We start from the raw sequence: 14,692 nt of genomic DNA, 5'->3' as shown, positions 1-14,692 counted from the left end.
TGTGAACCAGAAAAAAGAGTTAGCGTGACGATACGCACAAGCGTACTGACGCGGTTAAGCACAACGATACGTTTTAAAACGATCGTTTCACTGCGTATTAACGTAAGCCGCCGACCCAATAGGCCGGCGGAAATGAGTGGTTAAAGCACTTGGCGTTACAGTGTTTTATGGGGTTAATTCAAAATCACTCAAACACTGCATACCCGCTTCGATAACCGCGCGTTGCGCGCGACCAACAGGCAGCCATTGCGTGATAACAAAGTTGGCGCTGGATAACTTGGCGAGATAAAACGGCTCATTGCTGCCTTGTTGCAGCGCACTGGTCGCGTGAAGGGCAGCGTTACCCATTTGCCAAGCGCATAGCACATGGCCAGCTAGATTCAGCAACGGCGTTGCATAGGCCTGCACAGCATCCGGGCCAGTCTCAGGGTCACTGCCTTGTTCAAGCACAAGCTGCATAGCAGTACGAAGATCGTCGGCACCGACCGCTAGCGCACTGCCCATACGCGCAAGGCTAGGCTCAGAACGCATTGTCTCAGCGGTTTTTTGCACCTCATCAATTAGCGCAGATAACGCAGCACCGCCATCACGCTGTAACTTACGTCCCGCCAAATCGAGGGCCTGAATGCCATTCGTACCCTCATAAATAGGCGCGATTCGTGCATCTCTAAGTAGCTGAGCGGCTCCTGTTTCTTCCACATAGCCCATACCGCCATGTACCTGAATACCCACTGAGGCGATATCCACGGCTTGGTCGGTAGAAAAGCTTTTGACGATAGGAATCAGTACATCGGCGCATGCTTGGGCAGTTTGGCGCTCGGTGTCACTTTCACTGTGTCGGGCAAGGTCAAGTTGGCCAGCGCAGTAAAGCGCCAGAGCACGAAGGGCATCGGTGCGGCCGCGCATTGAGAGCAGCATCCGGCGCACATCTAAGTGGTCGCTGATCGTACATTCGTTACCACCGCGAGATTTAGGTGCTCGCCCCTGAGTGCGATCCAAGGCGTAAGCAAACGCATGCTGGCAAGCACGCTCAGCCACCCCAATACCTTGAATACCTACTTTGTGGCGAGCTTCATTCATCATGGTGAACATGTGGTTAAGGCCACGTCCCTCTTCACCCACTAGATAGCCGATAGCGCCGTCGTTTTCACCAAAGCTTAAGGTGCAGGTAGGCGAACCATGAATGCCCAGCTTATGTTCGATAGAGGCGCAGGTGACGTCATTGCGCTCGCCCAACGAGCCGTCTGCGTTAACCAGGAACTTCGGCACTAGGAACAGCGAAATGCCCTTGTTACCTTCCGGCGCATCGGGTTTTCGCGCTAGCACGAGGTGAATGATATTTTCAGCGGCGTCGTGTTCGCCCCAGGTGATATAGATTTTTTGGCCGCTAATGCGGTAATGGTCGCCTTCGGGGATGGCTTTGGTACGTACTTTAGAAAGGTCGGAGCCTGCCTGAGGCTCTGTCAGGTTCATGGTACCTGTCCAGGTACCTTCAACGAGCTTGGGGAGATAAGTCGTTTTTAGCGTTTCACTGCCATGATGCGCCAGCGCTTCGATTGCGCCTGCCGTCAGCATGGGGCAAAGGCCCAGGGCCATATTGGCACCGTGAAGCATTTCTTGAACGGCACTGGCGACTACCTCAGGTAGGTTTTGTCCGCCTAACGCTTCAGAAACACCAATGCCGTTCCAGCCGCCTTCTACATACGCCTGATAGGCCGCTGCGAAACCCTCTGAGGTGGTGACACTGCCATCGGTGTGGCGCTTAGCACCTTGTCGGTCACCGACACTATTTAGCGGCCCCCACACATCGCCTGCAAGCTTTGCTGCCTCTTCCAGCACCGCCTCAACTAAGTCGGGCGTGGCTTCTTCGAAGCCTGGCAGTCCCAGCGAGCGGTGCGCAAGTAACTCTTCGAGTACAAAACGCAAATCGCGTACCGGCGCAGCATAATAATTCATGGCGAAACCTCAGAGAAAATCGGTGATAAATAGCAATTAGCAAAAACACTATCATGAATAGTAGTTTCACTACTTTCATCACACCATTAGCCCAAGGTCTCACCTGCTGAATTAACATCAGTCCTCTATCTGCATTTTTGTCTCAGTTTCACCCAGTTCTCGTTATCGACGCACCTCAGAATTCCTTGGTTCGTTTCAATATCTATATTGTATTACTCTAGGGTAATACACGCAAGCCTTTTCCCTTCAACTGGAAAACACTTTTTTCATCAATTCGTAACCTTCGATGTACCGCTTCACTGTTAAATGCACCGTGCTTCGGCTTGCTCCTGTCTCTCGGCCTGCTTCGGCTTTAGATACACCATCAACTAGCACACGGCGAGCCGCGAGGTTGCCTGCACTATCAGGGCTGCCACGCATCAACTTAACAAGCGCGTCGTACTGCTCTGCTGTCATCAAATTATTCTCCGTACAATTTCACCGAGCCGTGCCGGATCGCCAGCACAAAGCTTTTTGACCGCTTCTAGCGACTCGATACCCAATATCTCGCTTATGTGCCGTAGATCAATCCCACGGCGCTTTAACTTCACCGCTATAGTGCGCCTGCCCGACTGAGCGCTTGCGCCTTCTATCCCCGCCTGTTCAAAAAGCCGCGTAAAAATTCGACTGAGCTGCGTAGCACTGTAGTAAGTCTTGCCGTCTCTACGCTTTGCGCTGAGCTTTAGCCCTTCGCCCGTGCGGCCTGAGACGAAAAGCGGTGAATCAGGATCAAGGCCACGATAAGCAGCCGTCCGCGTTGTAACCCCATGCCCACGCTCTACACGTTCAGCTAAATGGTGGTCTATGGCATTAGTTAGCTTTTTGTTCGTCCAGCACAACGGTCTTGATTTTTGGTTGTAGGCAATTTCTGCCCTTACCACTGAGTCACGCAGCGCACAGCCATTTTCAGCTAGGTAATCACTTACACGCAGCCGCGATAGCTCTGTTACTGTCATGCCCGTGCCGAAGCAAGCAAGCAGCAGGGCGGCATCTCTCAAGCCGTTCTCTGCACTGCTAACCCTGGCGACCTTTACCGCATGTTCTAGTTGATCGTCTTCAACCACAATGGCTTTAGGCATCGCGCATCCTAGATGTTTATAAAGCATCTATCCTAACAGACATTGGCATAAAAAAGGCCAGCAATCATCGCTAGCCTTCGTCGTTATCAACGTTCACGGAAAATACGATACTGTATCTAAGCGTTATAAAAAGAGCTTATCTTTGAGATTAATCATTGCAATATAGCTCCATAGGAGCTATATTGATGGTTGTCAGGACGGCACTCCGCTAGCCCTGTTCCTCAAGGAGAAGGCATTATGCTTAAACAAGATTTCAATATTGGCCCATTTACTGTTAGCCCTGTGGGCCAGATAACTTTAAACGGTCTTCAGAAGCAGCTTTTTGATATTGAGTATGGCCATGAAACCATGCGTGACCGCATCCCTGTAACTCCCGGCACTCAATCCCAAGTGGCCAGCCAGTTGGAAGATGCGATAGCCAGTATTGTATCTGACCTCAAAGGATCAGAACCAAAGCCCCAAGAAGTCCCTTTTGATATCAGGTGGATAGAGCTGATTGATCAGAAAACAGGAAATGTTATTGATTCAATGCCCTGGGAAGCTGAAATTCCTGGCTTATCTGCAGGACTCATAGATGACCGCTTTGAAACATGGCTGGTAGTTGATGGCCGCTCGATGCCGATTGAAATAGAAGAATTTGAGCGGTTAAAAAAAGCCCACTATGCTGCGCTAAATGCTCGTGCCGTAGCTGAAAAACCCCCGTCAACATTCAAGCCTAAGTACGGCTGGATAGCCAATCTTCTACCCGACAATGTGATGACTATTGACCCCGAAGAGTGGCGCGCTCCGTCCTCTTGGGAAATTCGTCACGTAGTTGGTGAAGGCAGCCTCATTGGGATAAGCGGTTCAAAAGCAGCGGCGCTGGTAGGCGTTAACCCTAGCAGCTTTAGGAAATACACAGCACAAGATGGGGCAAAATCGCGGCAGAACATGAGCTTTGCAATGTGGCACTTATTACTGCACCGACTGGAAGTACAAGTGCTATAACTAAATCATAAAAGCCCGCACTAAGCGGGCCTTGCTACCTTTTCGACAGCCCATGGCAACGCATATTTACACGCTGTAATTTTATAAGCTGCCTGTACGGCAGATGATACCAAGGTGTGCGCTAGTATTTCTGAGCTACTTGTTCAGTAGCGACTCGCAAGCAAGCGCATTATTTTCTGAGCTGCTTTTTCAGTAGCTATAAAAGCATAACTGTGAGGCACTGTATGGACAACAATCAACGCCTAAAAGCTCTAGCGCATGCCATGCGACTAGATCGTGGCGATATATCAAAAGCATGCAAGGCGGGTGGTTTTGACGCATCCCTAGCCGATGTTGCGCACTGGTTGCGAGGAGCAGGTAAAGAGCTAGATAAGGGGCCTGGGTATACGCCATCTGGGTACACAGAATACAAGCCCATGCCTGACATTGCTTTTGATGCTTTTTGCCTGGGAATAAAGGCCATTTTAGACGATGCAGAAACAGCCCAGAACCATTAACCCCGATAGAAAATTGTTCACGGAAAATTGGACAAGAGCATTCAGTTACAAACGGTTCAGCATGCGGGGGTCATAGACAAAATCATAAACGTCGATGACTTTGATCCGGGCTACCGCTGGGTGCTTCGGATTGATCACAACGTTTCGCTCAAGGGGTAGCACCGCAGAGGGCACGATCATGCCGAGCTGATGATTGCCAAGCAGCCAGGTAGTACCAAAATCCATGCTCGGCCTGTCAGCTGGTAATAATGCCCAGCCGGGGGGAAGTTCTGCAGCGGTAGGTTCCCAATAAAGAGTGAGGTCTTCCGGTAAGTCGAAGCACGTAATCTTCAATGGAACTGGCGGTTTCCCTGATGCGTGTACGTAGGTTTCCAAGCAACAGATAGCAGGGCTTAACCCCATATACACAGCGGGGATATCTTCGTGATTCCAGCGACCACCTTCAATCGCCGCACCTACACCGCTCAGATCGCTCGCCCGCTTCGCTTTGGCTATTCTCCAAGCCCTCACGCAGCCCCACCCCACTCCATGGCATGCAGTGCGCGCCGTACTTGCTTAGCACCGATATCTGTATCACAGAGCATGATCGGCGCTTGCCCACCCAGTGCGTCATTGGAGCGTGAGAGCCAATCCGTCGCGGCCTGCTTGTCTTCAAACACCTCAGCAGCCAACTGGCTGACTGTGGCGATTCTATCAAGGCGCTCAGAGGCAACTGAATCCAACCGTTTATGCTCACGGCGACGCCGTTCAAGCGTTGAAGTGGAGGCATTCAGCAACATCTCTACTTGTTTGTCCTGCAGCCGAAACGTTACCCGCAAGGCCTGGGATAAGGTCGGTGAAAATCCTATGCGAATACGCTTTAATCGCTCGGTTTCGCTATGCGCCTCCTGAGAGGCTGTGAAGCGCCAGAAGCTAGCCGCAAGGGTCTTAGGGTTAGCTTGACCATGTTTAGTAGGGCTTAATGTGGCATCACCCATCTTACACCTCGTCATTTGATATATTAAAACCTTCAAATGACATGATAGACCAAACCTACTCCGCTCGCTATTTACTCAGCATATTCATCTGGGTTGTTGAGGTTCAGCTGTCAGCCGCTCAGCTGGGTACTGTTGGAAGTAGCGGGCACTTTCATCAGCACTGGCGTTTAGCCACTCACTGACTTGAGGCCCAGGGAGTACGATGACCATGCGCTTTTCGTGGCCCGGTCGGTGGAAGTTCTGCATCATTGGATGGTCATCGGCGTTAATCGTTAACATGGTATAGCTGTGCACCATTTCGCCGTCCGGTGAGCGCCAGCACTCCCACAAACCCGCAATACTGAGTAGCTTGCCATCATGGCGTGTTATGCGTGTGGGTACGGCCTTGCCACTGCGCCAATCCGGTTCATAGATCGCGGTAGCAGGGATAATGCAGTGCTGTGCGTTCTTCCAAGCTGACCGGAACGAGGGCTTGGTGGCCACGGTTTCTGAGCGTGCGTTAAACGTGCTCCTGGCAAGCTTTTCGTCTTTCGCCCAACTGGGTAGCAGGCTAAACCTGCCCGGTAACGCCTCGATGGCGGGTGCTGCTTCGTCGTGTGGGTCGGTCTCTTTTGCTGCCCGGAGGAAAACGCCGCTATACCCTGGCCAAATATCATTTTTATACGATGAGCCCGGTGCCACACCATACGTCTCTTGAAGTGCTTCCAGGGTCGGTGCTTCGTAGTGACTGCACATAGTTCTTTCCTTGGTATCGTTTGTCCTCACTCACTATAGACGACTGACTGCACCTCCCATTTCAAAGCAAAAAAAAACCGGCACCCAATAAAGGGCGCCGGGTCGTCGTTAAGAGGCTACTAAGCCTAATGACCATTTATGGTCGGTGTGATGCGCCAGCGCCAGCCGAATGGCCAACGTCACATCGTCAGTGGTTAGGATCGGCAGCTTGCTGGTTAAGCCGTGTCGCGTTACTACATAGCGGCCTTCTTTCTCCGTTACGTGATCACGCACGGTGTCACTGGCCGACTTTGCATAAGCCAAGACCTCGCCTGCATCACCGGAGAACCAGGGGGTGCTATCCACCAACGGTTGCACAAGTCTGGCATGCGCTGATAGGTCAATGAAGGCTAAGCGCTCCCAATCGCCTCTAGCAAGGTGGGTCCGCTGGTGCCACTGCTCAATAATGAAATCGGACAGGTCACAGACGGCATCATCATACTTCCACATGGCCTTGCTAACGCTGGGTACCACAGCATGACAAACACTAAGCTTGCCATCCTTCACACACGCTAACGCGGCTTTTCCAGGCAACGAATTATAGCCGTTCTGAATGACGCCAATCACCGGGCGACTATCCAGGTCCAGGCTGTCAACTTCGTGATTGAGCGTGAACCCAATGGTAGCGCTGGCTTTAAGCAGTTCCCGAACGAATTCCACCAGGGCATTTTTCAAAAGCATGACCGAGGCATCTTCATGGTGAATCCTGAGGAATTCTGACTCCATGCCTCCAAACCAATCACGGTAGGTGGGATGAATATACAGCGATTTCTTCACCTTGAAGATACGCAAGCCAAACGGCAGAGCCACATAATCGCCATCGGTACTGAACGGCCATTCTGTGTCGTTGAGGCCCATTTCCACATGGCCAACAGCGCGCACCGGCAGGCTATCCACCCCTTTCGCCCTGGCAACGATCGCTTGGCAGGCATCGTACAAGCTGGCACCCGCCAATACCGCTTCCGGGCTTATACCTGGGCGGGTTTGAGCAATGTTGTAACGAGCCACTTGAGGGTCAAGCGCCAGCCATTCCCGTTCGAGTTCACGAACAAGGTCGGTCGGTAGGTTTTTTGAGCGCCGAATGTCGTAGTTGTCGCCAAATACATTACCACGAGCCTTATAGACGCCTTCCCAGTGGCGTTCAAACTCCACTGGATAGTTACGCGCAAAGCGTGTTTGTGTCTGTTTAAGGGCTGCCAGATCACGCAGTAACCAAAGCTCCGGTTTGGTGGGGATTCGCATTTCACTCCCCACGAACGGGCCAAATGCCGCTCCCGTCGTTTCCCAAAGGCTGGCGTAGTTGGATAGCTGACTGTTAACCGCCGACGGGTCGGTGATATCGCCTAGTATCATCATGGAATTGCTCCTGCATAGAAAACAGGGCAGCCACCCTATCGGGGATGGTCTGCCCCGATAGGGTGGAAATTGAGCACCGCGAAGGATGCTATGGATTAGCGATAATGGGCTTTCAGATTGAACGCAAATTTATGAATCCAGGTATGTTGCCCTTCATCAAACGGCAGATCGTCCGCAGGAAAGCCTTCTCCCTCAGTTTCATTAAAGAGCCTACTGGCTAAGTCTCTCAACTCGTACCCAGGTACATCAGCGGGTATATCCAGGCCTTTCATTTGCCGTTCATTTCCAAGCTGGCTACGTAGCACCAGATCGTAACGATCAAACTCCAAGCACGGGATATGAGAGCGCTGCTTTAAACGCATCATCTTTGCGATATCCAAAAGGTCATGAACGCTAAAACCCGCCAAGCGACAGCGGTAGCGAACGGTGGCCCCTTCACGCCAAATATCATTTTCGCAGGCAGTGTTCCAAACACACTTTATGAGGTCTGGGCTATCCCATCCCCCGCTCGGTGTGAAGGCCGTTAATGCCGTTAGCATGTCAACCGCCCACTCTACTTGCGACTTAGGGCCAAGCGGATATTGGTAGGCATGATCAGGATTGAACGGTTGATCGTCACGCATGGGCGTACGAACCCCCGATTCATTCACATAGCCGCACTCTTTGTGTACGTCACCATCCACAAGTCGATTGCTCTCGTAAGCAATCCAAATACTCGGTAGGTTCATTACATTTCCTTAGCAAATAGCTAAGGGCATACCCCCCGCTTGGGAGATATGCCCTTAGGGGGTTGAGATTAAAGATTAATCAAAGGAGCCATCATTTGTGCAATGGCTATCTCGCTCACAGGTAATCAGGTAACCCATCGACAAGCTCACCATCACCGTCGAACAGCACCCAGATATAGCCTGCATTGCGCATCAAGGCCAAGACCTTGCGGAGCGCTGATAATGGACAATCTTCGATAGCGGTATACATCAAAAAACCGGTATCTCGATTAGCACCAATCGCCCAATTACCACCTTTCTCTAACTGATGAACCGCCGCGTTGATCTCAGACTGGGGCAAATGACCAGTGCTTAAGACCACCATTGATTCACTGGGTAGACCACCTTTTGGCATGAAGTGAAAGGTTTTCCCACGCAGCGTAGGATCGCCCATTACCTCAGCCACCAGAGTTGCATTCAATGGCGGAAGCGGTCGATAAAGGAATTGATCTTGCATAAATTCCAGATCCAAAGAGCCAACACATAAGCTGGTAAAGTCTGGATACTGAAGACTGGCCTGCCGCATTAAAGCGTAGATTGCACCAATCCGCGGATGGGTCGTTTCACCAAGCAATTTCTCTTGGCAGAACTTCGCAGCCACCTCAGCACCTTGGAAGTCGCCCACCACGCCGTGATACTTGCATGAGTGACAGTGGCAAGCGGAATGTTCATTCCAGTCATATTCAATAGAGTCATCTATGCCATCGTCAAAGACGGTGGCAAGACACGTTGCTTCAATCTTAAAGCCCGCATTGTGTCCACACTTGGGGCACTGCATGCCCGCTAAGTTGTTGGTAGGTGTTGTCATGATGTTTCTCCAAAAGAAAAAACCATTCCGAAGTGGAATGGTTAGATAGGCGTTACAACCCCATAAACGGAGTTAAAACGCACGTTAGGGTTTAGCAATGCCCATGAATGCAGCAACGCTTACGTCGGGATGCTGCGCCTCAAACCAATGCCATACATCCTCACGATCAGTACCCACCGCGAAGTGGAGAAATGGGGCTTCCAAATAACCATCTACATCAACAGGTACGTTGCCGAGCTGACCCCATAATTCCTGCAGGTCATCAACGGAGGGCTGTTCTTGAGTTTGCATAAAATGCCTCTTTAAATAGAGCCCACCCCTAACGGAGTGAGCCCCGTAAGGGATGGTAGAGATAGATATTGCAAAGAGTGAGCTGTCTACTCCACAGGGCAAGTAGCAGCTGGCACAGGCGCAACCGAAGCAACAGGTGCAAATTGCAGGATAAAGCTTTTGGAACACTCCAGGCAGTCGTGAGCATGCTCAATGACATTGGGCATCGTAGTGCTCAGCGCTGGAGCCTTATCAGACGGCTTATGCTTAGCTGACCCGCAATGCGGACAGAGGTTTGGCATAGCAGATAGCTCTTTAGCTAGGATAACTTGACGAGCTATAAGCAGCACATCAGCGTCATTGGGGAACGTCTTTTGTTGCGCAATACTTCGAGCAATGCGCTCACCGATTGGCATCACAACATCCCGTGTGTAATCACCCTTAAATTCTTCAAGAGAGGTTATTTCGGAGAATTGTTTTGCCACTAAATCAGCAAAGCTAACGACGGTTTCTACCAGTTCAGCTTCTGGCATGTTGTACGTGCGAGTAGCAACGTACAGCGCGCCCACCCAACAGGTAGATTGCATAGCACCAGTCGAAAGATAGGCGCCAGTCACGGGGATAGAGATTTGCTTAGTCATGTAATGCTCCTTAGAAAAGGTCTAAGGGCACAACTCCCGCATTCGGGAGAGGTGCCCGAATGGCGGTTTAGAGAAAAATACTGGTTAATTTTGCGTGGCCAGTGCTACCACGTCAGATCGCTAAAGAGCGATAGAAAGCTGAATATACCACAGGCTCTTGGTGATGCCAGCCCAAGCACGTATTTTAGTTAAGTGAGCTTCTGGTCGCGGTAATGGCCACCCCTTCTAGCTCGAAAACCATTTCGTTCGTACCAACTCGCTAGCTTTTGACCAGAGAGCGGACTGCGGCTATGGGATCGTGCAAAGAGTTCAACCGACATATTCAGTTCATCGGCTACAGACAATATGAGCTTTAAAGCCTTTGAACCGAGCCCTACGCTCCGCTTGTTTTCATCTACGGCTATGTTGAACAAGATCAAATGACCTGGACGAAAAACACCGAGATCGACACTAACATACGAATAGAGACCGATATTCTCGTAGGTAAGTATAGGGAAGTCTTTCAAACGTAAATCACTTAAATTGCAGCTGCCCGTCGCTTTAAGCTTTGTTATCACGCTATCAAGATCGCTCTTTGGCGTGCTACTTCCAAGCTCATTTAACGGTTCAGTAGGTAAGTCATTTGCAGACAGAGAAAGCTCTGAGGGGAATTGTTGCGCCATGGTTAGTCCTTAGCTTGAGTGGAGAACGCCAAGGACACATCACCCGCCATCGGGAAGAAGTGCCCGAGTGGCGAGTTAGGGAAGAATGCTGGTTAATTTTGCGTGGCCAGCGCTACCACGTCAGATCGCTAAAGAGCGATAGAGCCTAGAATATAGCACAGCAATGCAGGGATTCGGGAGAGCAGTTGGTCGTCAACCAAGAGCAATCACGAAAAATTATCTTGCCGACTCCAGTTACGTTGGCTATACCAGTAGTGAGCAGCGAAAACCTTACCGCCGAAAAGGCAGCTGAAAATAAAAGCATCATCGTTGCCAACGCAAAAGAGAAGTTTACCGCCGAATAGGCAGAAGAAATGATCGCCTGTGCCCAGCCTAGCTGGGCACTTTTCGTTAAAACATGAAGATAATTTTTGGATTATTTCAGCATTTAGAAAAAGAGAAGTTTACCGCCGAATAGGCAGAAGAAATGATCGCCTGTGCCCAGCCTAGCTGGGCACTTTTCGTTAAAACATGAAGATAATTTTTGGATTATTTCAGCATTTAGAAAGATGGTTAGCGTTTAAGCGACACTATGCAGAAGGGCTTCAAAAGCTGCTGAACGAGCAAACCCCTTCTCCTCCTCAAACAGCAACGATCCCCCGGCTATATACTCAGCCATGCATTCGGTAGTCACCCAGGCCCGGTTAAGTGATTGAGCCGCACGCGCCGTCATGAGTCGGCCACCACAGGAATCGGCCACTAAATCACCTTCCTCAGTCAGGAATTTGATAAAGAATTCTGGCAGACGATAAGGCATTCCAGCACCGTGAGTGGGTAGGCCGTGCTGCTGACATAATTTGCGGTGTTTACGGCCAACGGCGCAGGAATGGCCAAACTCAAGCGTGTTTTTCGGTATCGCGCCAGCGGTTGGGTTAGCGTATGCCCCCGGTGACAAGCGATAGGCGCCATCACCATAGACAGCGGTGCGCTTCTCCCCACCCTGATCAATCAAGCGCTGCTGGCGCTCACTGTGCGGCGTCAATACTCGCCGGTTGTCGGCTTTACATCGTTTAGGATCGCGGGCGAACCACAATATGGGTTCCCAGCTCACGTTGAGCTGCTGGCGGGTGATTGACGCATACCGTAAGGGGCCTGGAGGCTTAGACCTGTTCACCCACGGGATTCTGTCCATTAGGGACAAGCCCAGTTGATCTTCAAGTGCAATGATCACCCTTTCCAGGTAGGTGGAGCGTGCCGGTAACTGTGGAAGGAAAATGTCCTCACTAAGATTGAGTATCAAACTGGCTTCTGGGGCCATGCGCTCAACGATGGGGGCCAAAATATCGAGGATGAAACCGACCATTTCACTCGCGGACGGGTTACCGTAACGCCGTGACGATGCCAGCGGGTACGGAGGCGAGGTGAGCGCCAGCATAATGGGCTCATTCGACGGCCATTGACCAAATACGTCTTGGCTATACCCCCAGCACGCAACGCCGAGATCTGTGCTGAACGCCACCAGTGATAACGGACGACGTATCGGGTGCAACCCACGCTTCGCCTTATCGGTTAACTCCCACACTCCTCGTTTGCCGGGAATGCGCTTAAGCATGCCCATATCCCGGAGAGTTTGTTGATGCCATCTCAGTTGACGATGGTACACATTACGCTGCGAACCGCTTTTCCCGATGGGCTGGCAGTTCTGGGTAATTTCGTCGGTTAAATGGGCTCGCTGCGCCACGGCGTTGTAAAGGTACTGGTTGTTTACTGGTCGGTCCGCTGCACGGTAAGCATTAAGCGTTTCGTCCAACAAGTCGTATTGAGGCGATATGTTATTGGGCATTGCCTGTTTGCTCTTGAAATAACAACAAGATTACCGCTGAAACCGTATCACCCTAATTAAATCGTCAGCGCTTGCCTGAAACTTAAAAACAAAAAAACCGGCCCCCAAGGGAGCCGGTCGTCTTTGCTAATCACTCATTTGTTATGCCGCTACAAACAAGTCCAGTGTGCCTTCATCGTTTCCTTTGTCCTGCTGCAACGGTTCAAGCAGTCGGTCATGCTCCTGTGCTGATATTGAACGCTCTTGTAAGTGTGCCTGGAGTTCCTTTGGCCACACTTCATACGCCAATCGCTCAAAGTAGTGCTTACGGCGAGCCATCGCGTCGTACGTTGCTGCCTTCCCTTTTGCTAGCTTCACAATGCCCTGGTCAAGATACACCCTGGCACTATCAACAGCGGGATACAGCCCTGAGGCCCAATAACGATCATCGTCAAAGCTATCAACGAACAACGTAGCCTCCATAGGATCTATGGTCAGTTCGTCAGCCTCCTCGAAGTAGACCGTTTTGGTCGGCTCCCCGGTGTAGACGCTGGCCACTGTGCGAGACGTTACCCTGCCCTTACTGTCACCAGCATCGAACGGGGTTAGCCCTGGCTCGAAAGCTGGACCTTCACCATCAGGCAACGGATACCACACCATCGGCGGTACCGGTTGCTTGGCCACCGTGTCAATCACCGGGATCGGATAGCGCTTACCCATCACGCGTATCTCGTACCATTCGCGCAACGCGGGGAAAGCGTTATTAAAACCGTACGAAAGCGACCAAGCGAAGTCGATTGCAATCAGCTGGCGCGGTGTGATGAATTGGAACGTCGTACCAGACAATACCTGCTGCGCGTCAGAGTCCGTTTCCGGCAGTTCACCATTAGCGCGGGCACCATCATGCTCGATTGCACGTTCTTCTTCCTCCACGTCCAGCGTAAGCATATACCTCAGCAGATCTAGCCTCATTTGCGCGCTGTAGTTGGTCGGCGCCACGCCCATGTGACCCGCATCACTTACTTTCCTGCCCAAGTTTTCACGACGTGTCATATCCCATCGTGTATTGAGCAAAAAGGTCCGTAAGCGATTCACACCAAGCAAATGGCCATGGGCTTCCGGTGCAGACGCAATCATCGACTCCATGCTTTTATCTGAATTGCCTGTTGCCAGACATAAGCTGCAACCGAAGCGGGCTGAGCACGGAGCTCTCTGTGCTTGCTCGCCGGCAACCAGTCCACACACGCCCTCATTGCCATCCCGGTAGAGATCGAATGTCCAGTCAGCATGAGCGAGGAATGTTAGATAAAGCGCATCACGTCGTTGATCAATCGCTAGCAAGAGGCCCCATACATCGGTCACGTCCCAATTGGCAATCGGTGCGAAGGTATAGCTGCCACCTGGCTGCTGGATCAATGTTTCGTGATTCTCACCACGCTCATTCATCCTGTCTGCACGCTGCGTTGACTCGGCATGCCGGGTGCCCAAAAGGACAACCAAATTACCGGGCTGCTGCTGACGCTTTTCCAGTTGCTTAATCGCTTTTTGCTGCGGCCGCAATTTCCAATCTACCGAGCATGAACGAGACGAGCCCGCAAAAACGGGAAGCTGGCCACGGCCGATAGTGGAATAGGCAAAGCTTGATGCCATCGAAGGTTCGACCTCCACCACTGTCAGAGGCAATCCCTGCCGTTGACAATAGCCAGATAACGCAGCATTCATAGCTTGGCAATAAACAGACATTGCCGGGTTCTCAATACCAGTATTGGCATGTGTCACGTAGTGCTGGTTTAAGCTGCCTCCCGACGCTATATGCCGTCTCAAGGCTTCCAAAAACAGAACCAGAACGGTCATTGAGTCTTTGCCATAGCTCTCGGCTACCCCAATGGTGTAGTTATCCGCTAAGAGCGCTTGCATACGTTCTATGACGGCTTCTGCTTTGTCATAGACCCCCGCATGGCGCTTGATCGCAACGTCGCTTACGGCTGCTATACGGTTAGTTATGGATAAGTTCATCATTAGCTCCCAAAAGGAAAAGAGCCCTCCCGCCTTCCGGCGAACAGGACTCAAAAGGTGGC

17 protein-coding genes are annotated in these 14,692 nt (G+C 51.3%); 3 read left to right on the top strand and 14 right to left on the bottom strand.

Going from position 1 to position 14,692, the window contains the following annotated elements; genetic code table 11:
* Window positions 1-165 precede the first annotated feature (165 nt).
* The 3 genes from KO116_RS23220 to KO116_RS23210 all read right to left on the bottom strand — a co-directional run bounded on the left by KO116_RS23220 (window position 166) and on the right by KO116_RS23210 (window position 3,074).
* Window positions 166-1,956: an acyl-CoA dehydrogenase gene (locus tag KO116_RS23220; protein WP_035565523.1), complete on the bottom strand. Its 1,791-nt coding sequence runs from the start codon at window positions 1,954-1,956 to the stop codon at window positions 166-168.
* Window positions 1,957-2,202: 246 nt separating this feature from the next.
* Window positions 2,203-2,412, bottom strand: coding sequence for a TrfB-related DNA-binding protein (locus tag KO116_RS23215; RefSeq protein WP_035565525.1), 210 nt, complete (start codon window positions 2,410-2,412; stop codon window positions 2,203-2,205).
* On the bottom strand, window positions 2,412-3,074 hold the full coding sequence (locus tag KO116_RS23210; protein ID WP_035565527.1) for a tyrosine-type recombinase/integrase: 663 nt from the start codon (window positions 3,072-3,074) through the stop codon (window positions 2,412-2,414). The genes KO116_RS23215 and KO116_RS23210 overlap by 1 nt, the downstream gene beginning before the upstream one ends.
* A gap of 237 nt (window positions 3,075-3,311) precedes the next feature.
* Here KO116_RS23210 and KO116_RS23205 point away from each other — a divergent pair, with 237 nt between their 5' ends.
* Window positions 3,312-4,061, top strand: a complete 750-nt coding sequence (locus KO116_RS23205; protein WP_035565530.1) for a hypothetical protein — start codon at window positions 3,312-3,314, stop codon at window positions 4,059-4,061.
* Between the two features lie 224 nt (window positions 4,062-4,285).
* Window positions 4,286-4,558 carry a DUF1456 family protein gene (locus tag KO116_RS23200; protein WP_035565533.1) on the top strand — a complete coding sequence of 91 codons (273 nt, stop codon included), beginning with the start codon at window positions 4,286-4,288 and terminating at the stop codon, window positions 4,556-4,558.
* A gap of 45 nt (window positions 4,559-4,603) precedes the next feature.
* Here KO116_RS23200 and KO116_RS23195 read toward each other — a convergent pair whose 3' ends face one another.
* From KO116_RS23195 to KO116_RS23155, 9 genes are all read right to left on the bottom strand, one after another.
* Window positions 4,604-5,068 carry an RES family NAD+ phosphorylase gene (locus KO116_RS23195; protein WP_035565535.1) on the bottom strand — a complete coding sequence of 155 codons (465 nt, stop codon included), beginning with the start codon at window positions 5,066-5,068 and terminating at the stop codon, window positions 4,604-4,606.
* Complete coding sequence (gene parS / locus KO116_RS23190) at window positions 5,065-5,535, bottom strand: type II RES/Xre toxin-antitoxin system antitoxin (protein WP_035565538.1); 471 nt, start codon at window positions 5,533-5,535, stop codon at window positions 5,065-5,067. Before parS ends, KO116_RS23195 begins: the two co-directional genes overlap by 4 nt.
* Before the next feature lie 84 nt (window positions 5,536-5,619).
* Entirely contained in the window at window positions 5,620-6,270 is a 651-nt protein-coding gene (locus KO116_RS23185; protein ID WP_035565541.1) for an SOS response-associated peptidase, read from the bottom strand.
* A 108-nt stretch (window positions 6,271-6,378) separates the two neighbouring features.
* Complete coding sequence (locus tag KO116_RS23180) at window positions 6,379-7,665, bottom strand: hypothetical protein (protein WP_035565542.1); 1,287 nt, start codon at window positions 7,663-7,665, stop codon at window positions 6,379-6,381.
* Between the two features lie 95 nt (window positions 7,666-7,760).
* Window positions 7,761-8,393, bottom strand: a complete 633-nt coding sequence (locus tag KO116_RS23175) for a hypothetical protein (RefSeq protein ID WP_035565544.1) — start codon at window positions 8,391-8,393, stop codon at window positions 7,761-7,763.
* Between the two features lie 115 nt (window positions 8,394-8,508).
* A complete protein-coding gene (locus tag KO116_RS23170; protein WP_035565545.1) occupies window positions 8,509-9,240 on the bottom strand; it encodes a DUF5983 family protein in 732 nt (243 codons plus the stop codon).
* Between the two features lie 84 nt (window positions 9,241-9,324).
* Complete coding sequence (locus KO116_RS23165) at window positions 9,325-9,531, bottom strand: hypothetical protein (RefSeq protein WP_035565547.1); 207 nt, start codon at window positions 9,529-9,531, stop codon at window positions 9,325-9,327.
* Window positions 9,532-9,617: 86 nt separating this feature from the next.
* Complete coding sequence (locus KO116_RS23160; RefSeq protein WP_035565548.1) at window positions 9,618-10,151, bottom strand: hypothetical protein; 534 nt, start codon at window positions 10,149-10,151, stop codon at window positions 9,618-9,620.
* A gap of 188 nt (window positions 10,152-10,339) precedes the next feature.
* The gene (locus tag KO116_RS23155) at window positions 10,340-10,813 is read right to left on the bottom strand and encodes a GNAT family N-acetyltransferase (RefSeq protein WP_035565550.1); all 474 of its coding nucleotides are present in this window, start codon (window positions 10,811-10,813) and stop codon (window positions 10,340-10,342) included.
* Window positions 10,814-10,998: 185 nt separating this feature from the next.
* Here KO116_RS23155 and KO116_RS25385 point away from each other — a divergent pair, with 185 nt between their 5' ends.
* A complete protein-coding gene (locus tag KO116_RS25385; protein WP_157738127.1) occupies window positions 10,999-11,157 on the top strand; it encodes a hypothetical protein in 159 nt (52 codons plus the stop codon).
* Between the two features lie 215 nt (window positions 11,158-11,372).
* Here the strand turns inward: KO116_RS25385 and KO116_RS23150 are convergent, their stop codons facing one another.
* Together KO116_RS23150 and KO116_RS23145 are read right to left on the bottom strand one after the other, a co-directional pair.
* Window positions 11,373-12,635 carry a DNA methyltransferase gene (locus KO116_RS23150; RefSeq protein ID WP_045812348.1) on the bottom strand — a complete coding sequence of 421 codons (1,263 nt, stop codon included), beginning with the start codon at window positions 12,633-12,635 and terminating at the stop codon, window positions 11,373-11,375.
* 141 nt (window positions 12,636-12,776) lie between these two features.
* Window positions 12,777-14,630, bottom strand: a complete 1,854-nt coding sequence (locus KO116_RS23145) for a phosphoadenosine phosphosulfate reductase domain-containing protein (protein ID WP_045812347.1) — start codon at window positions 14,628-14,630, stop codon at window positions 12,777-12,779.
* Window positions 14,631-14,692 lie beyond the last annotated feature (62 nt).

The organism is Halomonas sp. KO116 (genome assembly GCF_000734975.2).
Classification (GTDB): domain Bacteria; phylum Pseudomonadota; class Gammaproteobacteria; order Pseudomonadales; family Halomonadaceae; genus Vreelandella; species Vreelandella glaciei.
Note: the sequence above shows the minus strand (reverse complement) of the source record. Positions and strands in the feature narration are given on the sequence as shown.

What these genes read in the sequence shown, in the direction of transcription:
- KO116_RS23185 (WP_035565541.1), bottom strand. Translation starts at nt 6,270, where the DNA reads ATGTGCAGTCACTACGAAGCACCGACCCTGGAAGCACTTCAAGAGACG.
- KO116_RS23150 (WP_045812348.1), bottom strand. Translation starts at nt 12,635, where the DNA reads ATGCCCAATAACATATCGCCTCAATACGACTTGTTGGACGAAACGCTT.
- KO116_RS23145 (WP_045812347.1), bottom strand. Translation starts at nt 14,630, where the DNA reads ATGAACTTATCCATAACTAACCGTATAGCAGCCGTAAGCGACGTTGCG.
- KO116_RS23205 (WP_035565530.1), top strand. Translation starts at nt 3,312, where the DNA reads ATGCTTAAACAAGATTTCAATATTGGCCCATTTACTGTTAGCCCTGTG.
- KO116_RS23170 (WP_035565545.1), bottom strand. Translation starts at nt 9,240, where the DNA reads ATGACAACACCTACCAACAACTTAGCGGGCATGCAGTGCCCCAAGTGT.
- KO116_RS23160 (WP_035565548.1), bottom strand. Translation starts at nt 10,151, where the DNA reads ATGACTAAGCAAATCTCTATCCCCGTGACTGGCGCCTATCTTTCGACT.
- KO116_RS23215 (WP_035565525.1), bottom strand. Translation starts at nt 2,412, where the DNA reads ATGACAGCAGAGCAGTACGACGCGCTTGTTAAGTTGATGCGTGGCAGC.
- KO116_RS23180 (WP_035565542.1), bottom strand. Translation starts at nt 7,665, where the DNA reads ATGATGATACTAGGCGATATCACCGACCCGTCGGCGGTTAACAGTCAG.
- parS (WP_035565538.1), bottom strand. Translation starts at nt 5,535, where the DNA reads ATGGGTGATGCCACATTAAGCCCTACTAAACATGGTCAAGCTAACCCT.
- KO116_RS23175 (WP_035565544.1), bottom strand. Translation starts at nt 8,393, where the DNA reads ATGAACCTACCGAGTATTTGGATTGCTTACGAGAGCAATCGACTTGTG.
- KO116_RS23200 (WP_035565533.1), top strand. Translation starts at nt 4,286, where the DNA reads ATGGACAACAATCAACGCCTAAAAGCTCTAGCGCATGCCATGCGACTA.
- KO116_RS23165 (WP_035565547.1), bottom strand. Translation starts at nt 9,531, where the DNA reads ATGCAAACTCAAGAACAGCCCTCCGTTGATGACCTGCAGGAATTATGG.
- KO116_RS23155 (WP_035565550.1), bottom strand. Translation starts at nt 10,813, where the DNA reads ATGGCGCAACAATTCCCCTCAGAGCTTTCTCTGTCTGCAAATGACTTA.
- KO116_RS23210 (WP_035565527.1), bottom strand. Translation starts at nt 3,074, where the DNA reads ATGCCTAAAGCCATTGTGGTTGAAGACGATCAACTAGAACATGCGGTA.
- KO116_RS23220 (WP_035565523.1), bottom strand. Translation starts at nt 1,956, where the DNA reads ATGAATTATTATGCTGCGCCGGTACGCGATTTGCGTTTTGTACTCGAA.